Genomic DNA, 21,939 nt, shown 5'->3' with positions numbered 1-21,939 from the left:
ATCTCAATCATTCCAATAGGATAGGTCGCAAACCGCACAAGTGTCCTGCGCGCGGCGAGCTTGGATTCCGAAGGTGGGAAAGTGGTACTCCGTAGGGGAATCGAACCCCTCTTTCCAGGTTGAAAACCTGGCGTCCTAACCGATAGACGAACGGAGCACTCTAGGTGTGAGCGCGCTTTTAGAAAAAGCCGCGCACTTCCGCAAGAGGAAAATGCCTCCTGAAACCAATTCTTTTTACATTTCTGTGTCGCGGGCTAGGCGGCGGCAGGCGCGGCGTCTTCGAGGCGCAATTGCACTGTCTGGCGGCCGTTCCAGTGATTGATTTCCAACCGTCCGGCCAGATGGAATTGCGCGCCGCCATGGTTTTCCAGCATCGGACCCAGCGGGCCATCGTAAGCACCGAAACAGATGGCCTCGATCCGGGCACCCATGCCATCGCCAAAGCTGAGTTTCAGGTGATTTTCGCCAATCCGACGGGTAAAGGTGATCGCCACATCAGGGAAGGCAAAACGAGGGGCCGGGGCGCCCGCGCCAAAGGGCCCGGCTTGTTCCAGCGTGTTGATCAGCTCGATCGTTGCGGCGCCAGGCATCAGCATCCCGTCGATCTTCAGATCAGCGGGGCCGCTTGTGCCTGCATCCTGTTTGGCCAACAGCGCGCTCAGGCGTTCCATTGCGGCGTCCAGTTGGTCGCGCGCGACGGTCAGGCCCGCAGCCATCTTGTGCCCGCCGCCTTTGATCAGCAGCCCCTCGGCGGCCAGACGCTGGATCGAGGCGCCCAGATCCACGCCCGCGACCGAGCGGCCCGAGCCTTTGCCCTCGTCCCCGTCCAGCCCGATCACGATGGCGGGGCGGTTGGTGGCGTCCTTGATGCGGCTGGCGACGATGCCCACCACGCCGGGATGCCAGCCTTCGCCCGCGGCCCAGACCAGAGGCGCATCCAGCCCGCGTTCTTCGGCCTGCACCAACGCAGCGGCGCGGACCTGGTTTTCGATGTCGCGCCGGTCGGTGTTCAGCTGGTCCAGACGGGCGGCCATGGCCTCGGCCTCGTGCGGGTTGCGGCAGGCCAACAGGCGCGCGCCCAGATCGGCCTGACCGATGCGACCGCCAGCGTTGACGCGCGGGCCCAGCAGGAACCCAAGGTGATAGGTCGAGGGCGCCTGATCCATCCGCGCCACATCTGACAGGGCCACGATGCCGGGGCGGGCGCGGCGCGCCATGATCTTTAGCCCCTGGCGCACCAGCGCGCGGTTCACCCCCACCAGGGGCGCCACATCTGCCACGGTGGCCAGCGCCACAAGGTCCAGCATGGCCATCAGATCGGGGCCCTTGGCGCCGTCCTCGCGCATTTGGCGGTTGGCCTCGACCAGCATCAGGAACACCACGGCGGCGGCGCACAGATGCGCCAGATCGCCGGTTTCGTCCTGACGGTTGGGGTTCACCACGGCCACGCATTCGGGCAGGGTTTCGCCGCCCAGGTGGTGATCCAGCACCACCACATCCGCGCCTTTGGCGGCGGCAATCGGCCCGTGCGACAGGGTTCCGCAATCCACACAGATGATCAGGTCATGCGCGCGCGCCAGCTGGGCCATTGCCTCGTCATTGGGGCCATAGCCTTCGTCGATGCGGTCGGGCACATAGAGCGTGGCCTGCACGCCCATCTGGTGCAGCCAGTCCAAGAGCAGCGCGGCCGAGCTGCCCCCATCCACGTCATAATCGGCGAAAACGGCAATGCGCTGACGCTGTTTGACCGCCAGCAGAAACCGCGCGGCGGCGGTTTCCATGTCTTTCAGGCTGCGCGGGTCCGGCAGCAGATCGCGCAATTGCGGTTCCAGAAAGCCCTTGGCCTCGTGGGCGGGGACACCGCGCCGGGCCAGAATGTTGCAGACAGGGCCGGGCAGGCCGGTTTGCTGCTCCATCGCTTCGGCCAGGCGCATCAGTGCGGCGTCGGGCCCGATCCAGGCCCGTCCGGTTGCCGATGCGTTGACCCCCAGAAAAGCCACGTCGCTTAGACGGTCTCGATCCGCAGAGCGACCGGTTCGGCCGTGACCACGTCGGTGTTTTCCATGGCGGTCAGGGCCACGTCCAGCTCGGCGCGGGTGGTGGCGTGGGTGACCAGCAAAACAGGCGCGATATCGTCCTTGTGGTCGTACTGGCGCATCCGGTGGATGGACACCCCGGCCTCGCCCAGGATCGAGGTAATGGTGGCCAAGGCGCCCGGTTTATCCTGCAACGCAAGGCGCAGGTAATAGGGGGCGGGCGTGGCCGACTTGGCCCGCGGGGCCGCCGTCAGACCCGCAGCGGGCTGGCCGAACACCGGATAACGATAGCCGCGCGCGATATCGCAGATGTCGCCCAGAACCGCGCTGGCGGTGGGACCTTCGCCCGCACCGGCGCCGCGCAGCACGACCTGCCCGACACTGTCGCCTTCGATCACGACCATGTTGGTGCCACCTTCCAGCTGGCCCAGGGGCGAGTTCGCAGGCACCAGGCAAGGCGACATGCGTTGTTCCAGCCCGCGTTCCGTCATCTGGGCGACGCCCAGCAGTTTCACGCGATAGCCCATGTCGGCCGCGTCCTTGATATCCTCAAGCGAGATACGCTGAATGCCTTCCAGCTCGACCCCGTCGAAATCAACCTGCGTGCCGAAGGCGATCGAGGACAGCAGTGACAGTTTATGCCCCGCGTCGATGCCGCCCACGTCCAGATTGGGGTCGGCCTCCAGATAACCCAGCTTGTTGGCCTCGTCGAACAGGGCGTTATAGCCCTGGCCGGTGGCCTCCATCCGAGTCAGGATATAGTTGCAGGTGCCGTTCATCACGCCCATGACGCGGGTGATGGCGTTGCCGGCCAGACCTTCGGTCAGGGCCTTGATCACGGGGATGCCACCGGCCACGGCGGCCTCGTAGCGGATCACCTGACCACCGGCTTCGGCTTGTTCGGCAAGCGCCTGACCATGCAGGGCCAGCAGGGCCTTGTTGGCGGTGACCACGTCCTTGCCAGCGGCCAGCGCGGCCTCGGTCGAGGCTTTGGCGGGCCCGTTCGAGCCGCCCATCAGTTCCACGTAGACATCCACGTCATCGCGTTTGGCCAGGGCGACCGGGTCGTCCTCCCACGCGTAGGCCGACAGGTCCACGCCGCGATCCTTGTTGCGGGTGCGGGCCGAAATCGCCGAGATCGTCACGGCGCGCCCGGTGCGCATAGTCAGAAGGTCCGCCTGCTGTTGGATAATTTTCACGACACCGATCCCGACGGTGCCCAGTCCAGCAATGCCCAGACGCAAGGGTTGGCTCATCGAAGCCTCCTGACAGAAGTTTATTATTCAGCCGGGATGTATCGTTTCCAGCGGGGCCATGCAACTTGGCAAATCGAGATTTGGCGTGAATTGCGCGCCTATTGTCCGGCTTGCGCCCGCATCTGCGCCGCTCGGGCGCGCAAAGCAGCAGCCCGTGCATTTTGCGCACCAGTGGTGGTTTGGGTGGTCTGGCTGGCTGCGGCTTGGTCCAACAGCGGATCCAGAGGGACCAGCGCAGGGTAAGGCGCGGCCTTGGCAGCAGGCGTGATCTGGCTGTCCAGATCGGGCAATTGCGTACACCCACCCATCACGGCAGATGCCAGCAAACCAAGACAAAAGGGACCAATGCGCATGGGACCATCCAAGAAAACACTGCGCGATATGTGCCCTGAAATCGACCATGACCGCAAGTCTTGGGGTTTCGGTTTGCTCTGGTTCGGCGATCAGATACAGTCTGGCCATGGCACGCACGACAGGTTCCCATTCCGATATCACAGGTCCCCGATTGCAACAGGCGGCATTGCGCCTGTTCGCGCAGCATGGCTTTGCGGCTGTGTCCATGCGCCAGATCGCCAAAGAGGTCGGCGTACAGGCCGGGGCGCTGTATAACTATATTCCCGACAAGCAAACGCTGCTGTTTGATCTGCTGCGGGGCCATATGGAAGATCTGCTGGCCGCATGGGAGGCCGAGGACCATTCCGGCTCGGCGCGCCAGCGGCTCGAGGCGTTTACCCGGTTTCACATCCGCTTTCACCTGGAACGCCCGGACGAGGTGTTCATCTCGTATATGGAGCTGCGCAACCTCACGCCGGACAATTTCGTGGTGATCGAGGGTCTGCGTCGCCGCTACGAAGACCATCTGGAACAGATCCTGCGCGATGGCACTGCCGAGGGCTGTTTCCAGATCCCGGATGCCAAGGTGGCCACGATGGCCGTGATTGCCATGGTGACGGGTGTGACCACCTGGTACCGCACCGCTGGACGCCTGAGCGTGGACGAGGTGGAACACATCTATTGGGCCATGGTGCAAAAGGCGGTTTCGGCGTAAAGCTGCGCCACCGGGAATCGCCCAACCGAGCAGGAGCGCATATGCAGGACCAATCGACCGAAATTCTGGCCACGGCTCAGGCCTCGCCACCACGCCGCTGGATGGGCATTGGCATGCTGGCCCTGTTGGGCGGGCTGCTGATCTATGTGGCCTTCGCCACGCCTCCGGCGACGATCGGCTGGCAGGTGTTCTTGCTGATCTTAGGGGCGGGGGCGTTATTCGTGGCCGAAAAGATGCGCCGCGCCACAGAGTTGGTGATCCAGCTGAGCGCGCAGGGCCTGCATGACAACACCGGGGCGGTGATTGCCGCGATGGACGAAATCGCCGGCGTGTCGCGCGGGACTTTTGCAGTGAAACCCTCGAACGGGTTTACCATTCGTCTGAATACGGGCGGCATGCGCGCCTGGCAGCCGGGCGTTTACTGGCGATTTGGCAAGCGCGTGGGCATTGGCGGCGTCCTGCCGGGCGCCCAGACCAAGTTCATGGCAGAAATGCTGGAGGCGATGCTGGCGCAGCGCGGCTAACGCGCTGCTCAGCTTTCCCAGGCCAGCAATGGCGCAAAGCGCGGGCTGGTCGTGACAAAATTGTACATCTCTCTCGAGGCCAGACCGACCGAGAACGGCGGGGTATAGCTGCTCCAGGTTTCGACCAGGATTACCCGTTCGTTGTCAGACATCACCGGCAGTTTGTCGGCAATCCCCGTCAGGTCACTGGAACGCAATGCGCTGACGCTGCCACGGGTTTGGGACCAATCGCGCAGAAAACGCTGATCTTCTTCGTCCCACTGCACCACGGTAACGCGCAGCTTGGTCGGGTCGTTGGCATTGGTCAGGTAATCGAACAACGACATCATGCCATCCATGTAATCATTGTCGATCGCGTTTGTTTCGCGCGACAGCACGTCGCTTACCATATAGGCGGCTTTGATGTTGATGCTGGTCTGGCGGTAGGCGTCGAAATAAACGAACGAGGCCAGGAAGGTCCAGAACAGGATCGGCAGCGCGATCACCGCCTCGACGGCGACGGTGCCCCGGGTGTCCTGGGCAAAGGCGCGCAGACGCGCCATCAGCAATTTACGTCCCATAGTCATTACATCGGCTCCTGTACAAAGGCCGAGGTCGCGATCAACGCGGCCATGCCTGCACCATCCTTGTCCAACTGCTTACCCAGACCTGCGCCGGGGAAAATCGGTTCGAACTTGGCGCAGGCGCGCAGCAACATCAGTTCATTGTCCATCCCGTTCACAAAGCTGCGCACGGGCTGCACCTCTTCGGACCGGTCGGTGCAGTCAAAGACCGAGTCAGGCTCGACCCAGTTCTGCGGGTCGATGCTGACCATTTCCAGCCGCAGGTTCTGTTCACAATCCGGGATCACAGGGGCCAGATCGCAGACCTGTTCCTTGATATCATCATGCTGAGGCGCGGTGCCGGTCGAAAGCCGGATATCGCGGACCGTCAGGTCCAGCGCTCGTTCCAGCATGGTTTCCCGCATGGTGATCATCGACAGCTCGAACGAGGACAACAGCACCCCCAGGAAGAACGGAAACACCACGACGAATTCCACGGACGCGGTGCCGCGCTCGTCGCGCCATCCACGTTTCATGCGTTTGAACAGACCCGTCATTGGATTAGCCTCAGTTTGCGGATCGACGCGGCGATGGACGAGAAGGCATCCGAGATCTCAAGACCGTCCACATCGAAATAGTGACCGTCCGAGCTGGCGCAGGCCTTCAACAGCGTCTCGGCAGAAGACGGGGCCTCGAAGCCGATGGTATAGATGATGATGCCACTGTCTTTGGCCGCGTCGCAGATCGAATCCATGCGCGTGTTCTTGGTCGAGCTGCCATGACTGGTGTCGGGGTCGTTCAGCCAAGACCAATCATAATACCAGCGCGTTGGTTTTTTGCTCCACAGTTCAGGAAAGCTCATCTCGATGGCGTTGCCCGGTTGGTCGGTCATCGTGGTGACTGGGGTGCTTTCCATTGAGCACACTTCGCGATCGACCCATATCTTTTTGCATTTCCAGGGCTTCCTGGCGTTGTAGCCACAGACGCGCTCTTTGACCCGCTCGGTGCGGCAGACCTCTGTTTCTTCATAGGTCGTGGTTTCTTCCTGATCGTCGCCATAAGGCACGTTGTGCCATTGGTTGTCATGCAACCAGTAATACATCCCTGTGCTTTCGCGGAAGATTGACCAATAGTCGTCATCGTCATCCTCGGACCATTTGTAGATGCCCGAGCCGCCCTCGCGATAGTCATCCCGCAGATAGTATTGCGAGGTGTTCTGACCGTCTGTCATCAGCACGATGATTTTCATCAGGCCGCCTTCGCCCGCGGCAACAGGGCGCCCGGCAAACGACGAGTTGATTTCGCCATCCGCAATCAACTCGGTCACGACGGATTGCATATCCTGATCCAGCAACAACGTGCCCCATTTCATTCCGACGTCGATCGAGGTGTTTCCTTCGGCGTCCAATGCATTGATATAGCTATGCAAATCTGAAACGCTGCCGGACAGGGGCAGGATTTCCCGGTGCGACCAGTTCGAGCAGGTCAAGTTTTCGTCGTCGACCGAGCTATAGCTCCACGGGTCGAAATGGCCTGTCCGTTCCAGGGTTTCCCCCGCCACAAGGCCGGTATCGCTAAAGGCGTCGGAATCAAAGTTCACACAGTGCGAATAGCTGTGTTCGCTAGTCACATCCATTTCATCCAACAGCAACGCCCCCGCGCTGACCTGCGTGGCATAGGGCACCACCGAAATCGAGGTGTTCCCCGTGTCAGACGAATTCAGGATCGCGGACACGAAGTCACGCGCGGCAGGTTTCAGTCGCGTCAGACGCGAGTTGCTGCTCATCGAACCGGACACGTCCAGCACCAGCGAGATCTCAAGCCCGTCGATGCTTTCCTGGGCGGCCCCATTGGCGCGGGCGGTCAGGGTGTCGATCCCCATCAGCTTCAGGAAGAAGGTGTTGATATCGGCCTCGGCCGTGGCCTCGACCCGTTTCGAGCCCAGCCCCTCTTGGACGTCGATATTGGTCAGGTATTGGACCAGGTCTGCCTTGGTGAAATAGTCTCGAACAACCGTGCGCGCGTTCAGTTCCTGATCCAGATCGGCCGCGGCCAGCACGGCGCGGTCCAGCGTGTTTTGCAGCCGCACCCGATCCATTTCATAGCGCATGATGTCCACGCCAATCCCGCCCACGACCAGCATGGTCAGCAACATGAGCATCGAGAAAGCGACCATGACGCCGTCTTCCTCGTTGCGGAAGCGACGCAGGTGAGCGATCACGCGGCGTCCGGCCTGACGCAGGCGGTCCTGCTGTTTGTCCTGCACTGGTTTCATGTTCTGTTCCAGACGGTGTTGTTTCAGCGACAAGAGCCCAAAGCTGAGTGCAAGCGGACTCTCTCGAGGAATATTTGTCGTTTAAAAAAGGGGCCTAAATATGGCGCAAACCGGGCGAAGCTGGACGATTGTTTTTCCCATATCGTTCAATATGTTATAGCCAGAGGGAATTGTTTCCGTATCGGATGAAATACCGGTGTCTAGGCCGTGGGGTTTTGCTCAATCCGAGACGGAAATGCGGTAAATTCAGCGCTTGGATGTGCTTGACTTTACGTCATGCTCGCAAACGTTGGTGGGTGATTCCAAAGTGTCGATCACGTGGGTCGGAGGGACCGATATGAAACAGAAATCGCCTTTGAATTTTCAATGCGGATGTGGCCAGGTTCAGGCGCGGTTGTCCGCTGCTGGGGTAGCCGCGGGATCTCATATTCAATGCTACTGCAAGGATTGTCAGACCTCGGCACGGCATCTGGGGTATCGCCTACCCGAACATGGCGGGACCGAGCTGATCCAGACCACGCCCGATGCGATTACCTTTGTTTCTGGTGCCGATCAGCTGGGCTTGCAGCGGCTCAGCCCCAACGGTCTGTGCAGATGGTATGCGAAATGCTGCAATACGCCGATGTTCAATACGTTGCAGCGGCGGACTTTGCCCTTTGCCGGGATCGTTGTGCATCCCCCCGAGGCCGAAGGCGTCAAGGCCCAGATGGGCCCGATCTGGGGGCACGCCTTTACCTCGTACGCCCCAAGCGGAACGGGCGCGCCCAGCGAAGATAAACAAATGGGTAGGATCGGCACCAAAATGATCTTGCGATTGATCTCGGCCTATTTGTCCGGGCGCGCAGGCCGAAACCCGTTCCTGACCAAGGATAGGGACTGGATCGCACAGCCCGAGGTTCTGACGCTGGAGGAACGCAAGGCCGCCGCGCCTTAACCCCGCTTGCAGAAGGCGCCCGAGGCTGGCATCAACAAAGCAACCGCCATTTTGGAAAGCCGACCCATGATCCGTTCTGTCGCCATTGTTCTTGCCTGTCTGATCTCGACCACCGCTGTTGCGCAATCCGGTCCCGCCGCGCAGGAAACGCCCGAGCAACGCGCCGAACGCTGCGGCATCCAGGCGGGCATTGTCGAAGGCGCGATCAAACAGCGCAACAAAAAGCGCAGCCAGAAACGCGCGACCAAGGCCGTTCTGAAATCCGATCCGATCAAGGGCACCAAATACGAGGCCAACGTGGATGTCTTGGTGGCGTGGATCTATTCGATCCCCGAACGGCAGCTGAATCAGGACACGGTGACCGCCTTTGAAGAGGCCTGTCTGAAGTTCGACGGCTGAGTCCGTTTGCACTGTCTGCTGACTGGCCTATATTCGCTGCATGTCGCTTCCGCCCGGATTTTTGGATGAGTTACGCTCCCGCACCAGCCTGTCTCAGGTGGTGGGGCGCAAGGTCATTTGGGACACGCGCAAGTCCAATCAGGGCAAGGGCGACATGTGGGCGCCGTGCCCGTTCCACCAGGAAAAAACTGCGTCTTTCCATGTGGATGACCGCAAGGGGTACTACTACTGCTTTGGCTGCCACGCCAAGGGGGACGCGCTGAACTTCGTGCAGGAAACGGAAAATGTCGGCTTCATGGAAGCGGTCGAGATTCTGGCGCGCGAGGCGGGAATGCCGATTCCCAAATCCGACCCCAAGGCCCAGGCCAAGGCGGATCGGCGCACCCAATTGGCCGAGGTGATGGAGCATGCGGTGCAGTTTTTCCGCCTGCAACTGAAACGCGCTGTAGCCGAGGAAGCCCGTGCCTATCTGGATCGTCGCGGGTTGGCGCAGGACACGCAGGACCGGTTCGAGATCGGCTTTGCTCCGGATGGCTGGCAGAACCTGTGGGACCACCTGACCGGCAAGGGCGTGTCCGAGGATCTGATTTTGGGGGCTGGCCTGGCCAAGCCCTCGACCAAGGGGAAGCGGCCGTATGATGTGTTCCGCAACCGGATTATGTTCCCCATCCGGGACGCGCGCGGGCGCTGCATCGCCTTTGGTGGCCGCGCGATGGACCCCAATGACAACGCCAAATACCTGAACTCGCCCGAGACCGAGCTGTTCGACAAGGGACACAACCTCTATAACCATGGGCCCGCGCGGCAAGCCTCGGGGAAGGGGCAGTCGCTGATCGTGGCCGAGGGGTACATGGACGTGATCGCACTGTCCGAGGCTGGGTTTGGCGCCACCGTCGCTCCGCTGGGCACCGCGATCACCGAAAGCCAGCTGCATTTGCTGTGGCGGATCTCTCCTGAACCGATCATCGCGCTGGATGGTGATACGGCCGGACTGCGCGCGGCAATGCGTGTGATTGATCTGGCCCTGCCGCTGCTTGAGGCCGGCAAATCCCTGCGCTTTGCCCTGATGCCCGAAGGCATGGACCCGGACGACCTGATCCGCGCCAAGGGTGCGGGGGCGGTGCAGGCGGTGCTGGATGCGGCCGTGCCGATGGTGAACCTGCTTTGGCAGCGCGAGACCGAGGGCAAAGTCTTTGACAGCCCCGAGCGCAAGGCCGCGCTGGACAAGGCGCTGCGCGAAAAGATCATGCTGATCAAGGATCCCTCGTTGCGGTCGCACTATGGTCAGGCGATCAAGGATCTGCGCTGGGACCTGTTCCGGCAAAACCGCAAGCCCTCGGCCGGGGGACGCAAATGGCAGGACTGGCGCAAGCCGCAAACGCCGGTGCCCGTCAGCACCACGCGGAACTCGGCGCTGGTGGCGGCCGGGGACGAGGTGCAGGACCGTCTGCGCGAGGCCGTGATCCTGGCCACGCTGATCCGGAACCCCAGTATTATCCTGGAATTCGAGGCCGGGCTGGAGACGATGGAGTGCGTTGATCGCGACCACGCCATGATGCGCGATTTGCTGTTGCGCGCGGCGTATGATGGCCCGCACCAGGACCTGGAACACTGGATGGCCGACGTCATGGGCCCCGAAGGGGTTGAAACCCTGTTCGCGCAACCCCATGTGGCCATAGCCCCGCCTGTGCGCCGCGCCGGCGATGCCGAAGCCGCGCGCATGACCGTGGCCGAAGAACTGGCGAAACTCAGGGCCAAGCAGGGCCTGTCCGCCGAAATTGCCGAAGCCGAAGAAGAGCTGACCGGCATCGCGGACGAAGCCGTCACTTGGCGGTTGCAACAGGCTGCTGAGACCCGCAACCGCGCGGTCCGCAGCGAGAACGAAGACAAGGCCGAATACGATGTCGGCAAGAATGGCGCCCGAATCAAACGGGAGGAACGCGCGGCGCTGGACGACCTTCTGGGTAAAATTTCCTTCTCGAAGCGGGGACATTAGTCGTTTCCGAGGGGATTTCTTCATTAAATCAGGTAATACGGGTTTTCGAATCACTCAGACGCGCTAATGATTCGGCCAGCAAATCACCCGACGACCTGAAGTCATTACACATCATCGCGCCCGCGACGCCGCACCGTGCAGGAGTAATACATGGCCGCTAAAGACAACGACGACGCCAAGACCGAAGATCAGGACGCCGAAGTTTCCCTGGACATGAGCCAGGCCGCCGTCAAAAAGATGATCGCCGAGGCGCGCGAGCGTGGCTACATCACCTATGACCAGCTGAACCAGGTTCTGCCGCCCGATCAGGTCTCCTCGGAACAGATCGAGGACGTGATGTCGATGCTGTCCGAAATGGGTATCAACATCATCGAGGATGACGAGGTCGAGGAAGAAGAGGCCAAATCCACCGCCGTTGTGGACGTGTCCTCGAAACAGGGCGAAGTCACCGTTGCCGCCACGGGCCAGGAAAAACTGGACCGCACGGATGACCCTGTGCGCATGTACCTGCGCGAAATGGGCAGCGTCGAACTGCTGAGCCGCGAGGGCGAGATCGCCATCGCCAAGCGGATCGAGGCCGGGCGCAACACCATGATCTTGGGTCTGTGCGAAAGCCCTCTGACCTTTCAGGCGATCACCATCTGGCGCGACGAACTTCTGTCCGAAGACATTCTGCTGCGCGACGTGATCGATCTGGAAACCACCTTTGGCAATCAGATGGGTGACGATGACGAAGAAGAACCCGTTGTCGATGCCAACGCCGCCACGGCCACCAAGACCGAGGAAAAATCCCAGCCCGAGCTGGACGCAGACGGCAACCCGATCACCAACAACGACGATGATGACGATGACGACGAACAGGCCAACATGAGCCTGGCGGCGATGGAAGCAGCGCTGAAACCCAAGGTTTTGGAAACGCTGAACCGCATCGCCTATGACTTCGAAACACTGGCGGAAATGCAGGACAGCCGGATCTCGGCCACGCTGAACGAGGATGGATCGTTCAGCGAACGCGACGAGGCGATGTATCAGAAGCTGCGCGCCGAAATCGTCGAGCTGGTGAACGAGCTGCACCTGCATAACAACCGGATCGAGGCCCTGATCGACCAGCTGTACGGCATCAACCGCCGCGTCATGCAGATCGACAGCGCCATGGTCAAGCTGGCCGACCAGGCCCGCATCAACCGTCGCGAATTCATCGAGGCCTATCGCGGTCGCGAGCTGGACCCGACCTGGCTGGACGAGATGTCTCAGAAAACCGGGCGCGGCTGGCAGATGCTGATGGAACGCTCGACCGGCAAGATCGAAGAACTACGCAACGACATGGCGCAGGTCGGTCAGTATGTCGGCCTGGACATCCCTGAATTCCGCCGCATCGTGTCTCAGGTCCAGAAGGGCGAAAAAGAGGCGCGTCAGGCCAAGAAGGAAATGGTCGAAGCCAACCTGCGTCTGGTGATCTCGATCGCCAAGAAATACACCAACCGCGGCCTGCAATTCCTGGACCTGATCCAGGAAGGCAACATCGGCCTGATGAAGGCCGTCGACAAGTTCGAATACCGCCGTGGCTACAAATTCTCGACCTATGCGACCTGGTGGATCCGTCAGGCCATCACCCGCTCGATCGCGGATCAGGCCCGCACCATCCGTATCCCAGTTCACATGATCGAAACGATCAACAAGCTGGTCCGCACCGGCCGCCAGATGCTGCACGAGATTGGCCGCGAGCCGACCCCCGAAGAACTGGCCGCCAAGCTGCAAATGCCGCTGGAAAAGGTCCGCAAGGTGATGAAAATCGCCAAAGAGCCGATCAGCCTGGAAACCCCCATCGGGGACGAGGAAGACAGCCAGCTCGGCGATTTCATCGAGGATAAGAACGCCGTGCTGCCGCTGGATTCCGCCATTCAGGAGAACCTGAAGGAAACCACGACCCGCGTTTTGGCCAGCCTGACCCCGCGCGAAGAACGCGTGCTGCGCATGCGTTTCGGCATCGGCATGAACACCGACCACACACTCGAAGAAGTCGGCCAACAGTTCAGCGTGACCCGCGAACGTATCCGCCAGATCGAGGCCAAGGCCCTGCGGAAACTCAAACACCCCTCGCGGTCGCGGAAACTGCGGAGCTTCTTGGATCAGTGACGGAAAAAGAGGTCAGGCATCGCCGTGAAGCGCTTTTCTTGCTTAGGCAGCTGCTTCAAAGATGCCTGATTTTTGATGGGCTTCGGACAGAGCAGGAACTGCCCCTAAACTTCTTTCGCGTGTATCAAGGTGCCTTGATGGACACGATTGCGGTAGATTGGTGCAAGATTTTCGGGAGCGATGGTCAAGGCTCGCACTCGAAGACGCTATATCCCAGTAGGGCGGATCAAGACCTGATAAGAAAACAGCTTAAAGATGCCCTTAAAGCTTCGGAATGGAATGGCACTTTCCTACAACTTTGGAATGAAGTGAAGACCTTTCGCGATACAGCTAGCGCGCACCTAGATTTTGATACCCAAAAACGCGCCCAGGTGAACCCAACCATTCTACCGATCCGCCTGACTGCAGAAGTTCTCTATGGCAGATTGTACAGCGATCTGAGGAAGATCGGTCAAACAAAAGGTTATCCTCCTCTGTCTGATTTGACCGGGACTCGTCGCGAAGCGGAGGTAGCAAACGTTCGAGGCCAGGCGAATGCGGCACGTGAAGCGCTGAAAGATTTTAAGAATAGTCCGTTTCTGTTGAGCCGCTCGGAATTCGACAGATTGAATGGCGGCACCTCACCTTGATGTAAAGTGTCTCGCCAACCAGGGTCAGGCGCTGCGGGTTGTAACCATGGTGATCACGGCTAGGATGGGCTGATGCAAACCACTTTCTCGATCCAGACCCGCGGGCAGGGGCTTTATGAGTTCACGCGGGAGGTGACCCGTTGGGCCTCGGGGCGTGGGGATGGGCTGCTGACGCTGTTCGTCCGGCATACCTCGTGCAGCCTGCTGATCCAGGAAAACGCCGACCCTGAGGTGCAGACCGATCTGCGCAACTATTTCGCGCGGCTGGTTCCGCCGACGACCGACCCCAGCATGTCCTATCTGACCCACACCTACGAGGGCCCCGACGACATGCCCGCCCATATCAAGGCCGCGATGATGCCGGTCAGCCTGTCCATTCCGGTTGCGAATGGCCGCCCAGTTCTGGGCACGTGGCAGGGCATATACCTGTTCGAACATCGCGACGCGCCGCACACCCGCCAAGTGGCCGCGCATTTGGCCTGAAACGGCAGTCAAACCCTTAATCTAGCGGTTGCATTTCCCCTCTACCCAAACCCTAGCGGCTGACCTATAGTGGCTGTGGATAAGTTGGGCATGAACCCAACACCAGAGGCGGTGAAGAAAGAAGGGGACCTGCAATGCGTTGCCCGTTTTGCGGAAATATTGACACTCAGGTAAAAGATTCCAGACCGGCCGAGGATCATGTCTCGATCCGGCGACGGCGGTTTTGCCCGGCCTGTGGTGGGCGGTTTACGACCTATGAACGCGTGCAGCTGCGCGACCTGGTGGTGATCAAATCCAACGGGCGCCGCGAGGACTTTGATCGGGATAAGCTGGAACGCTCGATCCGCATTTCCATGCAGAAACGCCCGGTTGAACCCGAGCGCATCGACCAGATGATCAGCGGCATTGTGCGCCGGCTGGAAAGCATGGGTGAAACCGACATTCCCAGCAAAACAATCGGCGAAATCGTGATGGAGGCCCTGGCCCGCATCGACACTGTCGCCTATGTGCGTTTTGCCAGTGTTTACAAGAACTTCCAGGCGGCCGACGACTTTGACAAGTTCGTGTCCGAGCTGCGCCCAGACGTTCCGCCAGAAGAGTGAGCACCGATCAGCGTTACATGAAGCTGGCCCTGTCTTTGGGTCGGCGCGGGCTGGGCAATACCTGGCCGAACCCCGCTGTGGGTTGCGTGATCGTGCGCGATGGGCGGATTGTCGGACGGGGCTGGACGGCGCCCGGCGGGCGGCCCCATGCCGAGCCACAGGCCCTGGCACAGGCGGGCGAATTGGCCCGTGGTGCTACGGCCTATGTGACCTTGGAACCGTGCAGCCATTACGGCCAAACTCCGCCATGCTCGCAGGCTTTGATCGAGGCGGGGATTGCCCGGGTGGTCTCGCCTCTGACGGACAATGATCCGCGCGTGAACGGGCAGGGGTTCGACATGCTGCGCGCCGCCGGGATCGAGGTCCAGACAGGTATGCTGGCGGACGAGGCGATGCGCGACAATGCTGGCTTTTTCCAGCGCAATGAGATCGGTCGCCCGTGGCTGACACTGAAGATGGCCAACAGTTTTGACGGGCGGATCGCCACGGCCAGCGGCGAAAGCCAGTGGATAACCGGCCCCGAAGCGCGCCAGATGGTGCAGGCGCAACGCGCGACCCATGACGCTGTGATGGTCGGCGGCGGCACGGCGCGGGCGGATGATCCCTCGTTGAATATTCGCAGCTTTACACCTGCGCGCCAGCCGGTGAGGGTGGTGATCTCGCGCCATCTGGATCTGCCGCTGATGGGCAATTTGGCGCGAACAGCCAAGGATGTTCCGGTTTGGATTTGCCACGGGCCGGGCACTGATCCGAACCTTCTGGACGCGTGGACAGGGCTGGGCGCAACCCTGCTGGAATGCCGCTTGCAGGGGCGGCAGATCGATCCAGGCTCGGTGCTGGAACAACTGGGGGCCAAGGGCCTGACCCGCGTCTTCTGCGAGGGCGGCGGGATGCTGGCGGCCTCGTTATTGGCGGCGGATTTGGTGGACGAGCTGGTCGGATTTACCGCTGGTGTCGCTTTGGGCGCCGAGGGCCGGCCCTCATTGGGGGCACTGGGATTGGATCGTTTGGCAGAGGCACCGCGCTTTTCGTTGATCGAGACCCGTCAGGTCGGCGCGGATGTGCTGCACCGCTGGCACCGCGCCTGAGTCACCGCCACAGATACGCATAGCTGGACAGCAGCCCCTGCGCCTTGGCCAACAGGCGCAGGCTGGGACGGGGGCGCAGGCCTTCGCCACTGCTCAGCCGGTCCACGATCACCTCGACCGGGCAGGCCGCGCCCGTGACCGGATCGCGATAGCGCGGATAGTCGATCAAACAGGCATGCACCAGCCCCTCGAGCGAGACATGCACACGCCGTCGATCCGGCACCGGGGCCATGTCGCGCGTCAGTCCCCATCCCGCGTAAAACGGCAGGCCAAGCGTCACCACTTTGACCCCGCGCAGCAGGGCCTCGAACCCCAGGGTCGAGGTCATGGTCCAGACCTCGTCAACCTGCCCCAACACCGTGGCCGGATCGCCCGTGACAACCAGATCGGCCTCCTGCGCGTCCACGTCCCCGGGGCGCAATCCGGCTAGCACATCCGGGTGCGGCTTGTACAGGATCACAGCGCCGGGATTGGCCTTGCGGGTGGCCGACAGCAGCTGTTGATTGGTGGAAATATCCAATGTTCCCAACAGGATAGAGGCATCATCCTCGACCTGTCCTGGCACCAGAATTTTGCGCCCAACGGGCAGGTCTGTGGGCGCGCTGGACAGGTTGTATTTGCTTAGCCCGTGGTTTGTGATCGTGTGGATCAGGTCGCGGGCCCGGTCTTGTTGATCGCCCCGCAGATTGGCGCGTTTGGCGATCCAATGCTCCAACCGGCTGGGGCCCGAGGGATCGTAGTAGATGCCCAGATCGTCGCAGGCCAGGCTCAGCGGTGGGGTCAGCTCGGCCCCCAACCCGCGCGAGCGCAAAAAGCCATCCTCGATCCGCACGGCCTTGGGCGCGTCCGCAGACCGATTGGCCCAAACCATGTGGCGCCGGGGAGGTTTCGCAGGCCCGAATTGCACGGATTTGACCGAGCCAAAAAACTCGTTCAGCGGGCGCCGTTTCCACAGACGCATCCCGCTGGCCGTCCAACCCAGCCGGTCCTCGCGCCAGGCCCGGGCGCGCGCCTCGAGCCCGTCAATCACGTCCTCCAATTGGCACAGCCGGTCCTGATACGGGTCGTACCAGATCGGATAGAGGATCATCGCCGCCGCAAAAAGCTGAGCGCGGGTCAGGCTGCGACCGCGCCGAGGTTGCAGGTGAAAATCGTCGCTCAGATCCCATCCGGCATAAAAAGGACGCCCGAAAACCCGGGGGCGATGTCCGGCCAAAATGGCCTCGAACCCCATTTGCGACGACACGGTATAGACCCGCGTTGCCCCCTGCAGCAGTCCCCAGGGCGAAACCGCGTCCGTGCACAGGCTGATCCGGTCCGATTGATCCTGATCCGAGAAATACCCGGTGCGAAACCCCTGCGCGGTTTCCGGATGGGTCTTGATCACGATGCGGGCGTCGGGGTTTTCCTCTTGGGCGTAGTACAGCATCTCGCGGAACGTGTTCGCATCCGCGCCGCCCCTGGTAACGCTGGCATCACCCCGGGTCTGATCGATCACCAGAACATAACCCGGATCGGGCAGGGGCGTTTCGGGATCAAAGCCGGAATACTTGCTCAGCTCGGCCTCTTTCAGGCGTTCAATACAGGCCCGCGCGCGGTTCAGAAGATGACCGTCATCCAGGGGATGGGTGCGCAGCAACACCTCGAGTTCCGAAGGCTGAGCGGGATCGTAATGCATGCCCTGCCGGTCGATCAGCAGCCCCACAGGGGGTTCCCCCGCACGTCCGGGAAACAGCGAGCGCAGGAAGGCATCCTCGATCCGCACGATCCCGGCACCTGTGCGCTCGGCCACCGCCTCGCCGCGCGCGGCGTATTTCGTGTGGCCCCAAACCCCGATCAGATCCGTGTCGCCAGGCTTGAACAGCCGCAGATCCCAGCCCGCCAGCTCCATGATCCGGCGAACGCGTGACTGGGTCAGAAAACCTGCGTTAAAATAGGCCAGCCGCCGCGAGGCATCCCCCACAGCGGCTGAATTTTGTGTTTTAGACAAGGGGCTTAGCCCCCGGTGCCCAATGTCTGGAACGAGCTGACGGTGCTGAGCGAGCCAAAGGTCGCGGCAATCGTTTTGTCCCATTGCGTGAACGGCGCCTCGGTCACATACAGCGTGTCCTCGTCGCGCACGGCAAAATCGCGGGCCATGAACATGCCGTTGGGCTTGGTCAGGTCCAGCACGTAAATCATGCGCTGTTCGCCCACCAAATCACTGCGCCCCAGCACCTGGTTGGCGATCTCGGCCGGTTCGTTGCGGAAGATGAAGACACCCGTCGGATCCGAGGCCGTGGGGACCAGCCCGCCGACCTGCGCGATCGCTTCGATTGCGGACAAGGATTTGCTTTCGAAGTTGACGCGGCTTTGGCTGCCGGTCGCACCCAAGGCGGTAAAGGAACGTGTGTCCCCCTCGACCAGAATCCGGTCTCCGCCACGCAGAGCGATGTCCAGTTCGGGGTGCTCATACAGGTCCTGCAGCCAGATCTTGCCGCGGGCATTGCCACGGATCACGGTGATCTGGGCAATCTCCGGTTCGATGGTCACACCGCCTGCACTGGCCAGCATCGTAGCCAGCGTGCGGGTGGGGCGTTCAATCGCCAGCACACCTTGCGAGCCCACCGCGCCCACCAGCGACACGGTCGAACCATCGCCTGCCATCCGGCGCACCTGCACCTGTGGGTCCGGGGTCTGGTCTTCGAGTTTCTTGGTGATGATGCGGCGCAGAGCCTCGGGCGTGTTGCCCGCAGCACGGATGCGGCCCGCGTAGGGCACGAAAATAAAGCCCGACCCGTCAACCTGCACTTCTTCCAGCGAGGTCGAGTTCGCCGCAGCCCCTGCCAAAAGCCCGTCTTCGACGTTTTCCCAGATGGTCAGGCCCAGCGTGTCTCCGGGACGAATGATATCCGAGCCGAGCTTGCCGGCGCGGGTGAAGTTATTGCCGAAGCCCAGTGCGGGCACGACCGACGTGGCGCGGGTGACGCGGTCATTGACCGAGACGACAAACGCGTCGCCCTCGCGCTGAACCGAGCCCGCATAAATCTCGCGTTTGGTGGGACCCGTACGCGGCAGACCGCAGGCCGCAACAACGGCCACGATCACCAGAAAAGCGACGGATTTCACCCGTCGAGTTGCTTGGGAAGTCACTGCTTGGTCTCCTCGACCTGTTTTTTGCCTCAATTATTGCCGACAACTTACCGGAATCCAGAGGAAAAATCCAGCGCTACAGGTTGTGTCTGTCAGCGGACAAGACGCAACTGTTGCCTCGGAGCCGCTGTGCCTTGTTTCAAAGCATCATACGGATCATCGCCCGCCAGCATCATATCGACCACCTGGCGCAACAGCTGCCGACGCCCGCGAGAGGAATAGAAGCCGCCCGGAACCTGGCTGGTTTCCAGCAGGTAGCGGCGATAGTCACGATAGGCCGCCAGATCGGGCCGCTCGGCCCGCGCAAAGAAGTCGGGCAAAGCCTGGGTCGAGACGAATTCAGGCTTGTCATAGACCGCCGCGCCGAAGGCCTTGAGCGGAATTCCGCGCCACAGAACCTGCTGCGCGGCCGTCGAATTCACGGTCACCGCGCTGCGCGCATCATTCAGCAATTGCGCCAGTTTGCCCCCGCGCACGAAATGCACACGATCGGTGATGCCCAATTGCGCGGCCTGCTCGCGGATATGACGCGCCAGCGGCAGCTGCCCGTTTTCCAGCGGGTGCGCCTTGAAGACGATGTGGTGGTGACGTGGCGCGCCCTCGGCGAATCCGTGCAGCACCATGTCCACGAAATCGGTCATTTTATCGAAGGGCGAGTGCATGCGGAACGCACTGTCATGCTCCAATTGCAGCAGCACCAGGTGATAGGGAAATCCACCATTGCGAATGCGCCGTTCGGCCAAGCGACGCTCGGCCCAATGCAGGGGCATCAGCAGTAAGCGTTTGAGATACAGGGAAAATTCACGGCTGACAGAAAGGTCGCGATGGGTGCGAAACTGCGGGTAATTACCGTTTCGGAACATCACGAACCAATGGTACAGCGCACCGTAAAAGACGTGCTGACGCATATCGCCCCAACTGGCCGGGGGCACGGGCGTATCCAGATCCGAGGTGGCCAGCGCCTTGCGCATTTGCGCGACTTTCATCGCCATCAGGCGGCTGTGGCCGTTTGAACCGCCACGCTCGTAGGTGACCCAGAAGGGGCGCAAATACCCCTCTTCGAACACGTGAACAGAAAGCCCGGCGCGTTTGGCCTGCGCGACCGCCTGAGCATGGATGTCGCGGGTATCGCCATACAGAACAATGTCCGTCACGCCTTTTTCGGCTACGATACGGGCAAATTCCTGGGGCCAGTGCTCGGGCGATCCGTCATAGGCGATATATCCCGGCGCGCCAAACCAAAAGGCCCGGTCGCCCGCGTTGAACCCGACGCGCCACACCGTTGCCCCGGCCTTGCGCAGCATTTGGCCCAGCCGGTGAAAGAACGGCCCGTGCGGGCCCTGAAGGAACAGGAAAACCTGTTTTTGTGTCGTATCCTGGCGCATTTTTTCAGTTTCGCCTCTGCTCTTTGCCAAAACCTTAACGTCTTTCAACGGCGAAAATAAGGCCCAATCACGGCGCGCGTGCTTGCCCTTGGCGGGGGGGATGGATAGGAAATGTGGGACCCATCGAAAGGACAGGATCATGTTCACAGGCATCATCACCGATATTGGCGAGATCACCGAGCTAGAGCAGCGTGGCGATCTGCGCGCACGGATCAAGACGCGCTATGAGATGGACGGTGTGGACCTGGGCGCCTCGATCGCCAGCGATGGGGTGTGCCTGACCGTGATCGAAAAGGGCGCCGATTGGTACGATGTGGAAATCTCGGCCGAAAGCGTGTCCAAAACCAATCTGGGCGACTGGACCGTGGGCCGCCGCGTGAACCTGGAACGCGCGCTGAAAGTGGGCGACGAGCTGGGCGGGCATATCGTGTCGGGCCATGTGGATGGCGTGGCCCAGGTGGTCGCCATGGTGGACGAGGGTGACAGCACCCGCGTGACCCTGCGCGCGCCCGAAGCGCTGGCGAAATATATCGCGCCCAAGGGCTCGGTCGCGCTGAATGGCACCTCGCTGACCGTGAACGAGGTCGAGGGCTGTGACTTCGGCATCAACTTCATCCCGCATACCAAGGACATGACCACCTGGGGCGATGTGGCTGTCGGGGATCGGATCAATCTGGAGATCGACACCCTGGCCCGCTATGTGGCGCGGCTGCGGGATTTTGGCTGAGTTTCCTCTGGCCTGATCCGGCGCACGCCCTAAACTGTTCGCGAACAGGAGGGCGAGATGCGTTCATTTGACGAGATTTTTCAGATAGCGGCTGACCGAAAAGGTGGGGTCGAGGCGTTGGAGGGGATGCTGAAATCCCCCGTGTCGGTTGCGGAATTGGCCGCGCGCCCGGCTAGCGATTGGTTGCAGGAAATGGCCCGCGCGGTGTTTCAGGCGGGGTTCAGCTGGACGGTGATCGAAAACAAATGGCCCGGATTTCGCGCGGCCTTTGATGAATTCGACGTGGACCGCGTGGCCTTTTATCATGACGAGGACATGGATCGGTTGCTGGCTGACACAGGCATCGTGCGCAACGGGCGCAAGATCCAGTCGGTGATCAACAACGCGCGGATGTTGCGGGATTTGCAGGCCGAAACCGGGGACGTGAGCGCCCATCTGGCCCATTGGCCGGTTGAGGAACAGGCCGATCTGGTGGCCATGCTGGGCAAGCGCGGCGCGCATCTGGGTGGAAATACAGCTATGCGGGTGCTGCGGGTGATGGGCTGGGATGCCTATGTGACCTCGGGCGATGTGGTGAAGCGGTTGATTGCTGAGGGCGTGGTGGACAAGGCGCCGAGCTCGAAAACCGCGATGAAGGCGGTGCAGGGGGCGTTCAACACCTGGCATGATCAGTCGGGGCGTCCGATGACGCAGATCAGCCAGGTTCTGGCGATGAGTGTTGGGTGATCAGGCGCGCCGGTGCGCGGC

The 21,939-nt window shown here is 61.4% G+C and carries 21 protein-coding genes and 1 tRNA gene; 12 read left to right on the top strand and 10 right to left on the bottom strand.

The genetic code is table 11. The features are described from left to right. Nucleotides 1-82: 82 nt before the first annotated feature. The 4 genes from ACXADQ_RS20300 to ACXADQ_RS20285 all read right to left on the bottom strand — a co-directional run bounded on the left by ACXADQ_RS20300 (nt 83) and on the right by ACXADQ_RS20285 (nt 3,645). Nucleotides 83-157 (bottom strand) — tRNA-Glu (locus ACXADQ_RS20300). Nucleotides 158-254: 97 nt separating this feature from the next. Then, nucleotides 255-2,000 carry a single-stranded-DNA-specific exonuclease RecJ gene (gene recJ, locus ACXADQ_RS20295; RefSeq protein ID WP_475325785.1) on the bottom strand — a complete coding sequence of 582 codons (1,746 nt, stop codon included), beginning with the start codon at nt 1,998-2,000 and terminating at the stop codon, nt 255-257. Between the two features lie 5 nt (nt 2,001-2,005). After that, on the bottom strand, nt 2,006-3,292 hold the full coding sequence (locus ACXADQ_RS20290) for a homoserine dehydrogenase (RefSeq protein WP_475325783.1): 1,287 nt from the start codon (nt 3,290-3,292) through the stop codon (nt 2,006-2,008). 98 nt (nt 3,293-3,390) lie between these two features. Next, nucleotides 3,391-3,645, bottom strand: coding sequence for a hypothetical protein (locus ACXADQ_RS20285; RefSeq protein WP_475325781.1), 255 nt, complete (start codon nt 3,643-3,645; stop codon nt 3,391-3,393). 107 nt (nt 3,646-3,752) lie between these two features. Here ACXADQ_RS20285 and ACXADQ_RS20280 point away from each other — a divergent pair, with 107 nt between their 5' ends. Then, a complete protein-coding gene (locus ACXADQ_RS20280; protein WP_475325778.1) occupies nt 3,753-4,340 on the top strand; it encodes a TetR/AcrR family transcriptional regulator in 588 nt (195 codons plus the stop codon). Nucleotides 4,341-4,381: 41 nt separating this feature from the next. Next, nucleotides 4,382-4,864, top strand: coding sequence for a hypothetical protein (locus ACXADQ_RS20275; protein WP_475325776.1), 483 nt, complete (start codon nt 4,382-4,384; stop codon nt 4,862-4,864). Between the two features lie 8 nt (nt 4,865-4,872). Here the strand turns inward: ACXADQ_RS20275 and ACXADQ_RS20270 are convergent, their stop codons facing one another. Genes ACXADQ_RS20270 through ACXADQ_RS20260 form a run of 3 tightly spaced genes read right to left on the bottom strand, consistent with a single transcriptional unit; the run spans nt 4,873 to nt 7,681 of the window. Further along, nucleotides 4,873-5,430: a TadE/TadG family type IV pilus assembly protein gene (locus ACXADQ_RS20270; protein ID WP_475325774.1), complete on the bottom strand. Its 558-nt coding sequence runs from the start codon at nt 5,428-5,430 to the stop codon at nt 4,873-4,875. Then, on the bottom strand, nt 5,430-5,963 hold the full coding sequence (locus ACXADQ_RS20265) for a TadE/TadG family type IV pilus assembly protein (RefSeq protein ID WP_475325772.1): 534 nt from the start codon (nt 5,961-5,963) through the stop codon (nt 5,430-5,432). Before ACXADQ_RS20265 ends, ACXADQ_RS20270 begins: the two co-directional genes overlap by 1 nt. After that, a complete protein-coding gene (locus tag ACXADQ_RS20260) occupies nt 5,960-7,681 on the bottom strand; it encodes a pilus assembly protein TadG-related protein (protein ID WP_475325769.1) in 1,722 nt (573 codons plus the stop codon). Before ACXADQ_RS20260 ends, ACXADQ_RS20265 begins: the two co-directional genes overlap by 4 nt. A gap of 337 nt (nt 7,682-8,018) precedes the next feature. Here ACXADQ_RS20260 and ACXADQ_RS20255 point away from each other — a divergent pair, with 337 nt between their 5' ends. From ACXADQ_RS20255 to ribD, 8 genes are all read left to right on the top strand, one after another. Continuing rightward, nucleotides 8,019-8,615, top strand: coding sequence for a DUF6151 family protein (locus tag ACXADQ_RS20255; RefSeq protein ID WP_475325765.1), 597 nt, complete (start codon nt 8,019-8,021; stop codon nt 8,613-8,615). A 66-nt stretch (nt 8,616-8,681) separates the two neighbouring features. Then, on the top strand, nt 8,682-9,014 hold the full coding sequence (locus ACXADQ_RS20250) for a hypothetical protein (protein WP_475325761.1): 333 nt from the start codon (nt 8,682-8,684) through the stop codon (nt 9,012-9,014). A 40-nt stretch (nt 9,015-9,054) separates the two neighbouring features. Next, the gene (gene dnaG, locus ACXADQ_RS20245; RefSeq protein ID WP_475325757.1) at nt 9,055-11,010 is read left to right on the top strand and encodes a DNA primase; all 1,956 of its coding nucleotides are present in this window, start codon (nt 9,055-9,057) and stop codon (nt 11,008-11,010) included. Between the two features lie 150 nt (nt 11,011-11,160). Further along, nucleotides 11,161-13,146 carry an RNA polymerase sigma factor RpoD gene (gene rpoD, locus ACXADQ_RS20240; RefSeq protein ID WP_475325755.1) on the top strand — a complete coding sequence of 662 codons (1,986 nt, stop codon included), beginning with the start codon at nt 11,161-11,163 and terminating at the stop codon, nt 13,144-13,146. Then, nucleotides 13,143-13,775: a hypothetical protein gene (locus tag ACXADQ_RS20235; protein WP_475325753.1), complete on the top strand. Its 633-nt coding sequence runs from the start codon at nt 13,143-13,145 to the stop codon at nt 13,773-13,775. The genes rpoD and ACXADQ_RS20235 overlap by 4 nt, the downstream gene beginning before the upstream one ends. Before the next feature lie 72 nt (nt 13,776-13,847). Beyond that, nucleotides 13,848-14,258, top strand: coding sequence for a secondary thiamine-phosphate synthase enzyme YjbQ (locus ACXADQ_RS20230; protein ID WP_475325750.1), 411 nt, complete (start codon nt 13,848-13,850; stop codon nt 14,256-14,258). Between the two features lie 134 nt (nt 14,259-14,392). After that, entirely contained in the window at nt 14,393-14,860 is a 468-nt protein-coding gene (gene nrdR, locus ACXADQ_RS20225) for a transcriptional regulator NrdR (RefSeq protein ID WP_475325746.1), read from the top strand. Continuing rightward, complete coding sequence (ribD, locus tag ACXADQ_RS20220; RefSeq protein WP_475325742.1) at nt 14,857-15,948, top strand: bifunctional diaminohydroxyphosphoribosylaminopyrimidine deaminase/5-amino-6-(5-phosphoribosylamino)uracil reductase RibD; 1,092 nt, start codon at nt 14,857-14,859, stop codon at nt 15,946-15,948. The genes nrdR and ribD overlap by 4 nt, the downstream gene beginning before the upstream one ends. Nucleotide 15,949: 1 nt before the next feature. Here the strand turns inward: ribD and ACXADQ_RS20215 are convergent, their stop codons facing one another. From ACXADQ_RS20215 to ACXADQ_RS20205, 3 genes are all read right to left on the bottom strand, one after another. Next, nucleotides 15,950-17,938 (bottom strand): capsular polysaccharide biosynthesis protein, encoded by a 1,989-nt coding sequence (locus ACXADQ_RS20215; protein ID WP_475325738.1) that lies wholly within the window; start codon nt 17,936-17,938, stop codon nt 15,950-15,952. A gap of 5 nt (nt 17,939-17,943) precedes the next feature. Then, nucleotides 17,944-19,080: a polysaccharide biosynthesis/export family protein gene (locus tag ACXADQ_RS20210; RefSeq protein ID WP_475325734.1), complete on the bottom strand. Its 1,137-nt coding sequence runs from the start codon at nt 19,078-19,080 to the stop codon at nt 17,944-17,946. Nucleotides 19,081-19,172: 92 nt separating this feature from the next. Next, entirely contained in the window at nt 19,173-20,465 is a 1,293-nt protein-coding gene (locus tag ACXADQ_RS20205) for a capsule biosynthesis protein (RefSeq protein ID WP_475325731.1), read from the bottom strand. A 139-nt stretch (nt 20,466-20,604) separates the two neighbouring features. Here ACXADQ_RS20205 and ACXADQ_RS20200 point away from each other — a divergent pair, with 139 nt between their 5' ends. Then, entirely contained in the window at nt 20,605-21,192 is a 588-nt protein-coding gene (locus ACXADQ_RS20200) for a riboflavin synthase (RefSeq protein ID WP_475325728.1), read from the top strand. 57 nt (nt 21,193-21,249) lie between these two features. Further along, nucleotides 21,250-21,918, top strand: a complete 669-nt coding sequence (locus ACXADQ_RS20195) for a DNA-3-methyladenine glycosylase I (protein WP_475325724.1) — start codon at nt 21,250-21,252, stop codon at nt 21,916-21,918. Nucleotides 21,919-21,939: the final 21 nt, after the last annotated feature.

This window comes from Thalassovita sp. ABM4_323, assembly GCF_056158665.1.
This window is presented reverse-complemented; position numbering and strand designations above follow the sequence as displayed.